The sequence below is a fragment of the Acidocella sp. MX-AZ03 genome (assembly GCF_027626035.1).
Classification (GTDB): Bacteria; Pseudomonadota; Alphaproteobacteria; order Acetobacterales; family Acetobacteraceae; genus Acidocella; species Acidocella facilis.
In genome coordinates, this window is record NZ_CP110774.1 from 2852882 (window position 1) to 2866047 (window position 13166).

General features: G+C 65.2%; 7 protein-coding genes and 3 pseudogenes. 7 read left to right on the forward strand and 3 right to left on the reverse strand.

Annotated features, from left to right (window positions below):
- Positions 1-42: 42 nt before the first annotated feature.
- Positions 43-1754 (reverse strand): annotated as a pseudogene (gene dld / locus GT370_RS15805) (D-lactate dehydrogenase).
- A gap of 81 nt (positions 1755-1835) precedes the next feature.
- Positions 1836-3389 carry an L-lactate permease gene (locus GT370_RS15810; RefSeq protein ID WP_270183361.1) on the reverse strand — a complete coding sequence of 518 codons (1554 nt, stop codon included), beginning with the start codon at positions 3387-3389 and terminating at the stop codon, positions 1836-1838.
- Positions 3390-3593: 204 nt separating this feature from the next.
- Here GT370_RS15810 and GT370_RS15815 point away from each other — a divergent pair, with 204 nt between their 5' ends.
- On the forward strand, positions 3594-4376 hold the full coding sequence (locus tag GT370_RS15815) for an FCD domain-containing protein (RefSeq protein ID WP_008494819.1): 783 nt from the start codon (positions 3594-3596) through the stop codon (positions 4374-4376).
- Positions 4377-4420: 44 nt separating this feature from the next.
- Positions 4421-4585, forward strand: coding sequence for a hypothetical protein (locus tag GT370_RS15820; protein ID WP_270183362.1), 165 nt, complete (start codon positions 4421-4423; stop codon positions 4583-4585).
- A gap of 90 nt (positions 4586-4675) precedes the next feature.
- Here the strand turns inward: GT370_RS15820 and GT370_RS15825 are convergent, their stop codons facing one another.
- Positions 4676-5323, reverse strand: coding sequence for a TetR/AcrR family transcriptional regulator (locus tag GT370_RS15825; protein WP_035178998.1), 648 nt, complete (start codon positions 5321-5323; stop codon positions 4676-4678).
- A 265-nt stretch (positions 5324-5588) separates the two neighbouring features.
- Between GT370_RS15825 and GT370_RS15830 the strand changes: the two are divergent.
- The 5 genes and pseudogenes from GT370_RS15830 (at position 5589) to GT370_RS15850 (ending at position 13005) form a co-directional block, all read left to right on the forward strand.
- Positions 5589-6766: pseudogene (locus GT370_RS15830) on the forward strand (efflux RND transporter periplasmic adaptor subunit).
- A gap of 21 nt (positions 6767-6787) precedes the next feature.
- Positions 6788-9923 (forward strand): annotated as a pseudogene (locus tag GT370_RS15835) (efflux RND transporter permease subunit).
- Between the two features lie 3 nt (positions 9924-9926).
- Positions 9927-11432, forward strand: coding sequence for an efflux transporter outer membrane subunit (locus GT370_RS15840; protein ID WP_270183363.1), 1506 nt, complete (start codon positions 9927-9929; stop codon positions 11430-11432).
- An 89-nt stretch (positions 11433-11521) separates the two neighbouring features.
- The gene (locus tag GT370_RS15845) at positions 11522-12265 is read left to right on the forward strand and encodes an ABC transporter ATP-binding protein (RefSeq protein ID WP_026438979.1); all 744 of its coding nucleotides are present in this window, start codon (positions 11522-11524) and stop codon (positions 12263-12265) included.
- On the forward strand, positions 12262-13005 hold the full coding sequence (locus GT370_RS15850) for an ABC transporter permease (protein WP_270183364.1): 744 nt from the start codon (positions 12262-12264) through the stop codon (positions 13003-13005). Before GT370_RS15845 ends, GT370_RS15850 begins: the two co-directional genes overlap by 4 nt.
- Positions 13006-13166: the final 161 nt, after the last annotated feature.

The following is a 13166-nucleotide window of genomic DNA, read 5'->3' on the forward strand; positions in this document are numbered from 1 at the left end:
TTTGAAAAAACTCCCCCCAAGCCCCCAAAAAACTTTTGTAACTCAGGCAGCCTCTTCTTCGCCCCAGCAATAGAGCTTGGAGGTTTGCCCGATGCCGGGGTTGAAGCAGTTGCATGGGTCCAGCGCCTGGTAATGCGCCGCCAGTGCGGGCTTGGCGGGGTAGAGATGGCCGACATTATGCTCCGCCGGATATTCCGCCCCGCGACCATCCAGCAGCCCCCACATCTCATGCTCGATGGCGATCGGATCATGCCCGGCCTTCACCACATAATCCTGGTGGAACACATGGCAGAAGAAATGCCCGTAGTAGAGCTTGTGCAGCAGCTTGCCGTCCATCTCCGCGGGCAGCCGCTCCACCCACTCCTGGTCGTTGCGGCGCAGGGCCACGTCCAGCGCCACAATGTCCGAGACCGTGTCGCGATGAATGGCGCGATAGCGGATCGCCGCCCCGCCACGGCGAAGCGGTGCAGGAAGGCTTTCGCACCTTCCTCCGGCGTGCATTCGAAAAAATCCCCGCCAGCGCTGGGGAACAGTGAAGCAAGATAAGTCCGCGCCTCCGCAATGCCGGGGCCGGACATTTTCAGCAGCAGATGATGCTCAAAGCGGTCCCGGTAATCGCGCATCCGGGCGGGCAGATGCTGGGGGAAAAGCTGGCTCGCCGCCTGCATCAGCCGGTCGCTGAGATCCTTCGGCAGAAACGAAAAATTCGAGGCAAAGGCATCGAACTTCGCTTTCGCCGCGAACAGGGCCGGCAGCCGGTCGGTGCCCAGCTTTTCGATCGCAATCACCGTATCCTTGCCGTACAGAGCCGCGATGTCGAAGGCGGTGCGGTGGATATATTCGCCCGCCACCGGCAGGTTGGCGAAGCCACCCAGAATGTCGCGGCGGATGCGCGTCAGCGCGGCCGCGTCATTGCTGCCGATATAGAATACCGCGGTCTCTTTCTCGGCTGCGAAACTGTCCAGCCGCACGGCGAAGATCATCAGCTTGCCGGCACTGCCGGAGGCTTCGCAGAGCCGGCGCGGATCGGCGTTGAAGCGGGCGGGGGTGGCGGCGTCGATCTCGCGGACATGCCGGGCGTAGTCGGGGTCGGAGGCGGCGCGGCCGGCCGGGTGCTCGATTTCGTCGGCGGTGAAATCGCCGCGCTCCAGCCGGGTGAGCATCGCTTCCGGGTCGTTGCCGAGGCGCAGCCCGATATGGTTGACCAACTCGATGGCGCCCGCCTCATTCACCCGCGCATAGATCGCCAGCTGGGTGAAGGCCGGGCCACGATGGATCAGCGCCCCGCCGGAATTATTGGAAATCCCGCCCAGTACCGAGGCGCCAAGGCAGGAGGAGCCGATGACCGAATGCGGCTCGCGCCCCAGCGGGCGCAAGGTTTTCTCCAGCTGGAACAAGGTGGCGCCAGGCAGGCAGACCACCTGGCGCCCGCCCTCCAGCAGATGGATCTTCGCCATGCGGGTGGTGCTGATGAGCACGATCGGCCGGTCATACTCATCGCCATCCGGGGTGGAGCCGCCGGTGAGGCCGGTATTGGAGGCCTGCATGATGATGATGACGCCGGCCTGGTGGCAGGCCTGCAACACCCGCCATTGCTCCACCAGGCTGCCCGGCCGCACCACCGCCAGCACCTTGCCGGTGCCAAAGCGATAGCCGGTGCGAAACCGGCGCGTCGCGGCCTCCGCGGTCAGCACATGCCCGGCCCCGACCGCGCCTTGCAGGGCGGTGATCAGATCAGCGTTGCGGTCGGGCATGGGTTCTGTCCTTGTTGCGGTGGCCGCCACTCTGGGCGGTTTCACTGGTTTTGCCAGCCCCGTGGCGCGGGGCTGGCTTGTTCAGCCCGGGATCACCCAGGGGATGAGATACTGCTCGATAATCACCAGCACCGCCAGCGCCAGGGTCAGCACGATGGAATGGATGAACACCCGGGCGAACACCTTGCCCTCCTGCCCGGCCATGCCGGTGACGCTGCAGCCGGTGGCGATGTTCTGCGGCGAGATCACCTTGCCCATCACCCCGCCGGCGGAGTTGGTGGCGGCGATCAGGATCGGGCTGAGATTGAGCTGCCTGGCCGCGACCACCTGCAGATTGCCGAACAGCGCATTGCCGGAGGTATCGGAGCCGGAGAGCATCACCGCCACCCAACCCAGGAAGGGCGAGAGCAGGATGAAGAAATGCCCGGTGGCCGCCACCCCGGCCCCCAGCGTGTAGGCGAGGCCGGAATAGTTCATCAGATAGGCGAGGGCGACGATGGACATCACCGTCACCACCGCCAGCCAGATCTGCCTCAGCGTGGCGCCGATGCAGCCGAGCAGCGCCCCCGGCGAAACCCGGCCGAGCATGGCGGTGAGCAGCGCGGTCAGCAGGATCGCGGTGCCGGTGGCCAGCGGCTGGAAGCCATAGATCGCGGCATAGGGCTTGGCATGGTAGAGGGTGATCGAGATCGCCTTGTCCAGCCCTGGCCAATGGATGCTGCGCGCGCCGATGGCGGCGATGTTCAGATTGGTCCAGACGATGACGATGACCGAGACCAGCACCCAGGGCAGCCAGCCGCTCCAGGGGTTGCGCTTGGAGTGGGATTCCGCCCCGTGCAGCGCCTCGTCCTTGATCGCGAATTCAGCGTCGGGTTTCGGTTTCCAAACCTGCAGGAACAGCAGCGTGAAGACCAGCGAGCCGAGCGAGGAGAGCACGTCGGTCAGCGCATAATCCAGCAGGTTGGAGGCGATGAACTGCATCGCCGCGAAGGAGCCGCCGGCGGCCAGCAGCAGCGGCCAGAGCGCCTTCAGCGAGCGCCAGCCGCCATAGATGGTGATGACATAGAACGGCAGCAGCAGCGCGATCACCGGCAGCTGGCGGCCGAGCATGGCGCCGAGTGCGGTGGTGGGCAGGCCGGTGACCGCCCCCAGCACCGTCACCGGCACACCCAGCGCGCCGAAGGCGACGGGGGCGGTGTTGAAGATCAGCACGAATACCAGCGCTTCCAGCGCGGGAAAGCCGACCAGCATCAGCAGCGAGGAGGTGATGGCCACCGGCGTGCCGAACCCGGCCACACCCTCCAGCAAGGCGCCGAAGCAGAAGCCGATCACCACCAGCACCACCCGGCGGTCATTTGGCAGATGGTTGATCACCCAGGCGCGGAAGGCCTCGAAATAGCCGGCGCGGACGGAGATATTATAAAGCAGCAGCGCGTTCAGCACGATCCACATCACCGGCCAGGCGGCGAATACGGCGCCATTGGCCGCCGCCGCCAGCGCCAGATGCACCGGCAGCTGCCAGAAGCCGACCGCGACGATGAAGGCGGCGGCGAGCCCGGCCAAAGCCGCCTGCCAGGCCGGCCGGCGCAGCACGCCGAGCAGCGCCAGCACCAGCGCCACCGGAATCGCGGCCACGAGAAACGATAAAACCAGACTACCCCGATGGGGGTGATGAGCTGTGCGAACATTTCTGTCCCTGTGATTTGATTATGGTCCTTGGAGTGCTGGCCGGTTAGCATGCCAAGATTGTTATTGGCAATAAATTTTTACCATAATGCATTCTGGTACAACTGGCGCCGGGCTGTTTATAATGCCGGTCGGTTTTTGAGGGACGGTGCGATGGCTGAAAAGGTGAAGCCGGTGCCGCTGGCGGATATCATCGCCGAGCGCATCCAGACGATGATCCTGGAAGGGGCGCTGCGGCCGGGGGAGAAGCTGCTGGGCGAGCGCGAGCTGGCGGAGCGGCTGGGGGTCTCGCGCCCGTCTCTGCATCAGGCGCTGGCGCAGCTGGAGGAGCGCGGGCTGCTGGTCTCCGGCAAGTCCGGCACCAGCGTGGCGCGGTTTCTTGACCGGCTGGCCGACCCGCTGGCGGAATTATTCGTGACCGAGCCGCGGGCGACGGCGGATTATATCGAATTCCGGCGCACGGTGGAGGTGGCGGCCGCCGGCTATGCCGCCATCCGCGCCACCCAGCCCGAGCGCGAGGCGATCGCCGATTGCCTGCGCCGCATCCAGGCCGCGCATGATGCCGGGGAGTCGGCCCTGGAGGCGGATGTGGATGCCGAGCTGCACGGGCTGATCTACGAGGCCTCGCATAATCTGATGGTGCTGCACATCATGCGGGTGTTGGGCGATCTCTTGCGCAAGAACGTCTTTTATAATCGTGAGACGCTGTATCTGCGCGCGGGCCTGCGCGATTTGCTGCTGGCGCAGCATCTGCGCATCGGCGAGGCGGTGTTGAGCGGGGATGCCAACGAAGCGGGTGAGGCGATGCGCGCGCATATGGATTTCACCGGCTCGACGCTGGAGGACATCCAGCGCGAGGAGGCGCGTCTGGCCACCGCCATGCGCCGGATCGACCGGAAATATCTGGTCGCCGGCGCGGAGGACGGCCAAGGCTGATCTTACGGCTTGTGGGGTGGTGGCGCTCGAATTCCAGCCTGTCCTTGAACAGGCAGATCATCACCGCAATGAAGCCGATTGCCACCGGCACCGCCAACATTTCCGCCCAGATTGTCACGTCGTTCATGGGTCTTGCCTTTGCTTCCACGCCCCAGCTCGCGAATGCCCCGCGTCTTTTCGCGCGGTGGATCGCCAATTTAGCGCCGTGATCCCGCAAAGGCCAGAAAATAGTCCCGATTCAGGACCTAAAAACCGAAAGGCCGCTCTGTGCCCGCGCGCGTCTGCGGCGCAATATGGGGTCAGCTTGACGCGGCTGGGGCGGGGCAGACGCCGTGCAGGAAGACATGAATGGCGGCGCGGATATGGGCGCGCCGTGCCTCGCCGCTGCGCCAGGCGAATTCGCCGATGGATTTCAGGATCATCGCGCCGAAAATCATGTCCGAGAGCATGCGCGCGCTGGTCAGCGCATCCAGTGCCAGGTTGATCAGGCCGCGATCCGCCTGGCGCTGCATCCAGATGGCCAGCGCCGCATGCGCCTGCTGCGCCCCGTTGGTGCGGGCGATCTCGCTCAGCTCCGGGTAGGTCTGGGCCTCCGCCAAGGTCATGCGGAAGAAATCCAGCCGCTCCTTGTCCTCGTCCTCGCTGATATCGATCCGGAAAATCCGCTCCAGCGCCGCCGCCAGGGGCAGGTCGTCGGGCACGGGCAGCTCCAGCCATTGCGGGCGGTCGGCATCCACCACCGCAGCGAACAGCGCGGATTTGCCCGGAAACAACCGGTAGAGCGTCTGTTTGGAGATCTTGCAGCGTGTCGCGATGTCCTCGGTCCGGGTCGCGCCATAGCCTTGTTCCAGGAACAGGCGCCGTGAACAATCGATGATCAATCGCCGCTGCGTCTCGTCCGTACAGGCTTTTGGCCGCCCCCGATGCTTGCAAATCTCCTTGGACACTCAATCCCATCCATATTCGTTTCTTTGACGCGAAAAAATGCAACCAGGTCGCGTCTTGACAGCCCTTCGCAATCGCACAATATCAGTACTCATAAGTACTGTAAATGTTTTGAGGTCGTTGCTTCACTCTGGTGCGATGGTTCAGACATCCGCGATTCTCCGTATCGCGGATCAATGACGCTGAATCACACCAGATCTTTGATTTTGCTAGTGCTCCAACTGGGTTTCCGTTGTTTTCATTCCAGCCTGCCTTTGAGAGGTCTTGATGTCCGTCGAATTTCGTCGCCCCGCCCGTGGCCGTGCCCTGGCGGCAACGTGCCTTGCCGGGCTCACGCTTCTGGCTGGTTGTGACAAGCAGAAGGCCGCCTCCGCGCCGCCGCCGCCGGCGGTGGGCACGGTCACCATCAAAACTCAGCCGGTGACCCGGGAAACCGAGTTGCCGGGCCGTACCGCCGCGGTGATGACGGCGCCGATCATCCCGCAGGTGACCGGGGTGATTCTCAAGCGGCTGTTCGTCGAGGGTTCGGATGTGAAGGCCGGGCAGCAGCTTTATCAGATCGACCCGGCGCCCTATCAGGCGACTTATGACAGTGCCGTTGCCACATTAAAGCATGACGAGGCGCAGCTGGCCACGGATCAGGCGCAGGCCCGCCGCTACAAGCCTCTGGCGCAGGCCCAGGCCGTCAGCCAGCAATCCTACGACAATGCGCTGGCGACGGTGAAAGAGGACGAGGCCAATGTCGCCTCCGCCAAGGCCAGCATCGAGAGCGCGCAGATCAACCTGAATTACACCAAGGTGTTCTCGCCGATCTCGGGCACCATCGGCGCCTCCACGGTGACCCCGGCGCGCTGGTGACGGCGAACCAGAGCACGGCCCTGGCGACGGTGACGCAGCTCGACCCGATCTATGTCGATCTGAACGAATCCTCCGAGACCTGGCTGCGGCTGAAGCAGGAAATGCAGTCCGGCACGTTGCAGACCAACGCCGATGGCACGGCCAAGGTGACGCTGACCCTGGAGGACGGCAGCACCTACGCGCCGGCGGGCAAGATGCAGTTCGCCGAGGTGAATGTGGACCAGGCCACCGGCACGGTGCTGGTCCGCGCGATCTTCCCCAACCCCGACCATCTGCTGCTGCCGGGCATGTATGTGCACGCGGTGATCGATGAAGGGGTGGACAAGAACGGCATTCTGGTGCCCGAGCAGGCGGTCTCCCACGACACCCATGGCGACCCGACCGTGCTGGTGGTCGGAAAGGATGATGTGGTCGCGCAGAAGGTGATCAAGACCGGCGCCACGCTCGGCAATGACTGGGTGGTGACGGGCGGGCTGCAGCCGGGCGATCGCGTGATCGTCGATGGGCTGCTCAACGCCACCCCCGGCCAGAAGGTCACGCCCACCGACGAGACCGCCAAATTCGCCTCCGGCAACGCCGCCTCCTGACCCCGGTTCCAGGACTCCGATATGTCACGTTTCTTTATTGACAGGCCGATTTTCGCCTGGGTTCTGGCGCTGGTGCTGATGTTGGCCGGCGCCATCGAGATTACCCAGCTGCCGATCGCGCAATATCCCTCCATCGCCCCGCCGGCGATCTCGATCTCCACCAGCTATGCCGGCGCGAATGCGACGACGGCGGCGAATACCGTGATCCGGCCGATCCTGCAGCAAATGTCGGGTCTGGACGGGCTGGAATATATCGATTCCACCGCCGAGGCGACCGGCGCGGTGACGATCACCCTGACCTTCAAGCAGGGTACCGATCCGAACATCGCCCAGGTGCAGGTGCAGAATAAGCTCTCTCTGGCCGAGCCGACCTTGCCGAGCGAAGTGACCCAAAGCGGCATCAATGTGCGCAAGGCCGAGAAGAACTATATGTTGTTCTTCGCGCTGGAATCCACGAACAGCACCATGGATCACGCCGCACTCGGGGATTACATCGCCTCCAATTTCGAGGATCCGATCACCCGTATTCCCGGCGTTGGCGATTACACGCTGTTCGGCTCGGAATATGCGATGCGCATCTGGCTCAATCCGGGTGAGCTGTTCAAATACGGGCTGACCGCCGCCGATGTCGTCTCCGCCATCCAGGCGCAGAACATCCAGGTGCCGTCCGGCGAGCTGGGCAGCCTGCCGGCGGTGAAGGGCCAGCGGCTCGACGCGCTGATCAACGGCCCGAGCCAGTTTACCGATCCCAAGCAGTTCGAGAATATTCTGCTGAAGGTGGAGACCAGCGGCGCCCAGGTGCGGCTGAAAGATGTCGCCAAGGTCGAGCTGGGGCCGCAGAGCTACGCGATCGACGCCACCTTCAACGGTCACCCGACCGCCGCCATGGGGCTGAAACTGGCGCCCGGCGCCAACCAGCTGGATACCGAAAAAGCGGTGAAGCAGGAGCTGGCGGTGCTGGCGAAGAGCCTGCCGCCGGGGTGAAGCTGGTTTATCCCTACGATACCCAGCCCTATATCGTGCTGTCGCTGGAAGAGGTCGTGCAGACGCTGCTGGAAGCCATCGTGCTGGTGTTCCTGGTGATGCTGCTGTTCCTGCAGAATATCCGCGCCACGCTGGTGCCGACCATCGCCGTGCCGATCGTGCTCTTGGGCACGTTCGGGTGCTGGCGGCGCTGGGCTACTCGATCAACACCCTGACCATGCTGGCGATGGTGCTGGCCGTCGGCCTGCTCGTCGATGACGCCATCGTCGTCGTGGAAAATGTCGATCGTCTGATGCATGAGCGCAAGCTCGCGCCGAAAGAGGCGGCGCGCCAATCGATGGATGAAATCTCCGGGGCGCTGGTCGGCATCGCGCTGGTGCTGGCGGCGGTGTTCCTGCCGATGGCCTTCTTCGGCGGCTCCACCGGCGTGATCTATCGGCAATTCTCGGTCACCATCGTTTCGGCCATGGTGCTGTCGATCCTGACCGCGCTGATCTTCACCCCTCGCTCTGCGGCTCGCTGTTGCGCCCGCCGAAGGAAGGGGCCGGCACGCGCGGGTTCTATGGCTGGTTCAACCGCAATTTCAACCGTACCCGTAACGGTTATCTCGGCGGCGTGCGCAGGATGTCGCGCCATCGCCGGCTGACCATGGTGGGCTTTGTCTGCATCACCATCCTCACCGTCTTCCTGTTCACCCGGCTGCCGACAGGCTTTCTGCCGAACGAGGATCAGGGGCTGCTGCTGGGCCAGGTGACCCTGCCGACCGGCTCCACCGCCGAGCAGACCACGGCGTTGAACACCGAGCTGCGTGACTATATCGACAAGACCGAATCCGCGAACGTGAAGTCCGTCTTCAACGTCACCGGCTTCAGCTTCGCCGGTCAGGCGCAGAGCCAGGGCTTCCTGGTGATGCTGATGAAGCCCTGGGCCGACCGGCCCAAGGCGTCGCAGAATGTCGCCGCGATCGCGAACCGGGTGATGGCGCATTTCGCCGGCAACCCGGCCGGGCAGGTTTTCGTGCTGCAGCCGCCGCCGGTGCTGGAGCTGGGCAACGCCACCGGCTTCGATCTGGAGCTGATGAATTCCGGCAATCTCAGCAGCCAGGATTTCTTCAATGCCCGCAACAAGTTCCTCGGGCTGGCGGCGCAGGATCATCTGCTGGAGGCGGTGCGCCCCAATGGCCTCGGCGAGGCGCCGCAATATAATCTGAAGGTCGATCGTGAGGCGGCCTCGGCGCTCGGGCTGTCGATGAGCGATGTCAACACCACCATTCAGGCGGCCTTGGCCTCGGAATATGTCGACCAGTTCCAGCGCGACGGACGCGTGAAGGATGTCTATGTCCAGGGTGAGGCGGATGCGCGCATGCAGCCGAGCGACCTGGATAAATGGTATGTCCGCAATTCGTCCGGCGGCATGGTGCCCTTCAGCGCCTTCACCTCCGGCAGCTGGAGCGTCGGCCCGCAGGCGGTGGAAATCTATAATGGTGACGAGGCCTATGAGATTCAGGGCCAGCCGGCCCCGGGGTGAGCTCGGGCACGGCGATGGCGGAGGTCGAGAAACTCGCCGCCGAGCTGCCCAAGGGCGTCACCATGCAATGGACCGGCCTTTCTTACGAGCAGGTGAAAGCCGGCTCGCAGACCGGCGCGCTCTACACCATCTCCGTCGTCTTCATCCTGCTCTGCCTGGCGGCCTTGTATGAAAGCTGGTCGATCCCGGTGGCGGTGATGCTGGTGGTGCCGCTGGGCATCATCGGCGCGGTGCTGGCCAATCTGCTGCGCGGCATTGCCAATGACGTGTATTTCCAGATCGGCCTGCTCACCACGATGGGGCTGGCGGTGAAGAACGCCATTCTGATCGTCGAGTTCGCCCGGAACTTCTATGAGCAGGGCGAAAGCCTGTTCGATGCGGCGCTGCATGCGGCGCAGGAGCGGTTGCGGCCGATCCTGATGACCTCGATCGCCTTCGTCCTCGGCACCTTCCCGCTGGCGATCGCGACCGGCGCGGGGCGGGGGCGCGAACCGCCATCGGCACCGCCGTTGTCGGCGGCATGGTCACCGCCACGGTGCTCGCCATTTTCTTCGTGCCGATCTTCTTCGTCGTGGTGCTTGGCTTGACCAAGGTGCGCCGCAAATCGGAGCAGGTGGAAGTGACACATACCGGCGGGGGCCATTGATCCATGCGTAACGTGAAACCGGTCTCCGCCCTGATGCTGGGGCTGCTCTCGGGCTGCTCGCTCATCCCGGCCTATCACCGCCCGGCGCTGCCGGTGCAGAATGCCTACCCGGTGGCGGGTGGCGGCGCCGGCCCCGCCGCCGCCGATCTCGGCTGGAAGGATTTCTTCAAGGATCCGGCGCTGCAGCAGCTGATTTCCCTCAGCCTCGCGAATAACCGCAATTTCCGCGAGACGGCGCTGAACGTGCAGCAGGCGCAGGCGCAATATCGCGTCGACCGCGCCAGCCTGTTCCCGACCATCGAGGGCGATGCCTATCAAACCGTCACCCACACCCCGGCCAATCTCAGCTCCGCCGGGCGGGCCATCACCTCGCATGAATACAGCCTGGGCGCGCAGGCGGTCTCCTGGGAGATCGACCTGTTCGGCAAGCTGCGCGCGACCGCGAAATCCGCGCACGAGACCTTTCTGAGCGATCTGGATACCGCGCTCAGCACGCAGATCTCGCTGGTGGCGCAGGTGGCGTCCGAGTACGATACCTGGCTGGCGGATCGGCAATCGCTGCGGATTTCGCAGAACACCGCGGCGGCGGACCAGAAATCCCTGTCGCTGGTGCAGCTGGAGCTGAATAACGGCACGGTGACGGCGCAGGATCTGGCCCAGGCGCAGATCACCTACGACACGGCGGCGGCCAGCGTCGCGCAATATCAGCGCCAGGTGGCGCAGGATATGGATGAGCTGGTGTTGCTGGCCGGCGCGCCGATTCCGCCGGCCCTGCTGGCGCAGATGAACGCGGTGGACGGGCTGGATGCCGAGGCCAAGCTGCCGCACGTGCCGGCGGGCCTGCCCTCCGACCTGCTCACCCGCCGCCCGGATATCCGCGCGGCCGAGCATGAGCTGCTGGCGGCGAATGCCAATATCGGCGCGGCGCGGGCGGCGTTTTTCCCGTCGATCTCGCTCACCGCCAGCGGCGGTGTCGCCAGCAACAGCCTCAGCAGCCTGTTCTCCGGCGGTCAGACCTCCTGGTCCTTCCAGCCGCAGATCACCATCCCGATCTTCACCGCCGGCGCCAATATCGCCAATCTCGACATCGCCAAGGTCGAGAAGAAGATCCAGATCGCGACCTATGAGGCGACCATCCAGTCCGCCTTCCACGATGTCTCGGACGCGCTGAACGGCCGTGAGACCTATGTGGACCAGGTCAAGTATGAGCAGGATCTGGTGAACGCGGATCAGCGTTATTACACGTTGGCGCAGATGCGCTTCAAGGCGGGGATCGATACCTATCTGAACGTGCTGGTGGCGCAGAATGATCTGCTCAGCGCGCAGCTCAATCTGGTGGCGCTGCAGCTGGCGCAGCGGCAGAACGAGATCACGCTGTACAAGGCGCTGGGCGGCGGCTGGGAGGCGAACAGCACCCCGGGCACGCAGCCAGTGCCGGCCACGATGCCCGCCGCGCAGCCGGTGGCCCAGCCCCAGACCGGCCAAACCCCGGCAAGCCCACATCGCTGACAGGCAACTGACAGGCAATGGCTCCGTGCAAGGCCGGACCCCAGGGTCCGGCCTTTTTTCATGCGCGCAAGCGGGTATAGCTGAACGGGATGAAGCAAACGCCCAAGCCGCCCGGTTTGCATCTGCACGGGCTGACCCTGCGCTATGAAGGCCGCCCGCTGTTCGAGGGGCTGGCGCTGCGCGTGCCGGCGGGCCGCTGCGTGGCGCTGCTGGGGGCGAGCGGGGTGGGCAAGACCAGCCTGCTGCGCATCGCCGCCGGGCTGGAGACGCCGGATGCCGGGGTGGTGGAGGCCGATGACGGCCAGGCTTTGGCCCCGCGCATCGCCTGGATGGGCCAGCAGGATCTGCTCTATCCCTGGGCGCGCGCCCTTGAGAATGTCACACTCGGCAGCCGCCTGCGCGGGCAGCGCCCGGATCATGCGCGGGCCATGGCGCTGCTGGAAGCGGTGGGGCTGGCCGGGCGCGAGCGGGCTTTGCCCAAGGAACTCTCCGGGGGCATGCGCCAGCGCGTCGCTCTGGCCCGCACGCTGTATGAGGACCGGCCGGTGGTGCTGATGGACGAGCCCTTTTCCGCGCTGGATGCGATCACCCGCGCCCAGATGCAGACGCTGGCGGCAACGCTGCTGGCCGGGCGGACGATGCTGCTGATCACCCACGACCCGCTGGAAGCCTGCCGGCTCGGCCACAGCCTGCATGTGATGGCGGGGCAGCCGGCGCGCCTCGGCCCGGCGATCACCGTGCCCGGCACCCCGCCCCGCGCCCCGGATGACGAGGCGCTGCTGCACACCCAGGCCGAGCTGCTGCGCGCCTTGCTGGCGGGGCAGGGGGCATGAGCCGGGTGCTGCGGCCGCTGGGCACCTGTGCCGGGCTGGTGGCGCTCTGGTGGGGGCTGGCGCGTTTCGCCAATATCCCCGCCTTTCTGCTGCCCGGCCCTGGTGCCGTGGCGCAGACGCTGGTGGCGCAATGGGGCTTCCTGGCCCGCAACGCGCTGGTGACGCTGCTGGAAATCGCCCTCGGGCTGGGCTTGGGCACGCTGTTCGGGGCGGGCTGCGCGCTGGTGATGGTCGCCTCGCGCGGGGTGCAGCGCTGGCTGCTGCCGCTGCTGCTGCTGAGCCAGGCGGTGCCGGTGTTTGCCCTGGCGCCGCTTTTGGTGCTGTGGCTGGGCTTCGGCCTCGCCTCGAAAGTGCTGATGGCGGTGCTGGTGATTTTCTTTCCCGTCACCGCTGCCTTTTATGACGGTCTGCGCCGCACCGAGCCGGGCTGGCTGGACCTCGCCCGCACCATGGGCGCCTCGCGGCTGGCCATCCTCTGGCGGGTGCGGCTGATGGCGGCGCTGCCGGCCTTCGGCGCGGGCCTGCGCATCGCCGCCTCGGTGGCGCCCATCGGCGCCATCATCGGCGAATGGGCCGGCGCCTCCGAGGGGCTGGGCTATGTGATGCTGAACGCCAATGCCCGGATGCAGACGGATGTGATGTTCGCCGCCCTGGTGCTGCTGGCGGGGATGACGATCCTGCTCTGGGTGGGGGTGGATATGCTGCTGAAAAAACTGCTGCACTGGGCGCCGGAGGGGTAGGGGGCTGGGATGGGGGAAAGCAGTCACGGCGCGGAAACTGACGAGTGTCCGCTCAGCGCCCATAGTTGCTGTTCAGAGACCTTAGTCAGACGCTCCGAAGCGGACATTCCAGCCATTGGAAGGCTTTTTCGGGGAGGAGTCAGCTAGTTGGTCGTGGCAGG

Bases quoted from the DNA above. Each gene is read 5' to 3' on its own strand.
- GT370_RS15815 (WP_008494819.1), top strand. From the start codon at position 3,594: ATGGCTGAAAAGGTGAAGCCGGTGCCGCTGGCGGATATCATCGCCGAG.
- GT370_RS15850 (WP_270183364.1), top strand. From the start codon at position 12,262: ATGAGCCGGGTGCTGCGGCCGCTGGGCACCTGTGCCGGGCTGGTGGCG.
- GT370_RS15845 (WP_026438979.1), top strand. From the start codon at position 11,522: ATGAAGCAAACGCCCAAGCCGCCCGGTTTGCATCTGCACGGGCTGACC.
- GT370_RS15840 (WP_270183363.1), top strand. From the start codon at position 9,927: ATGCGTAACGTGAAACCGGTCTCCGCCCTGATGCTGGGGCTGCTCTCG.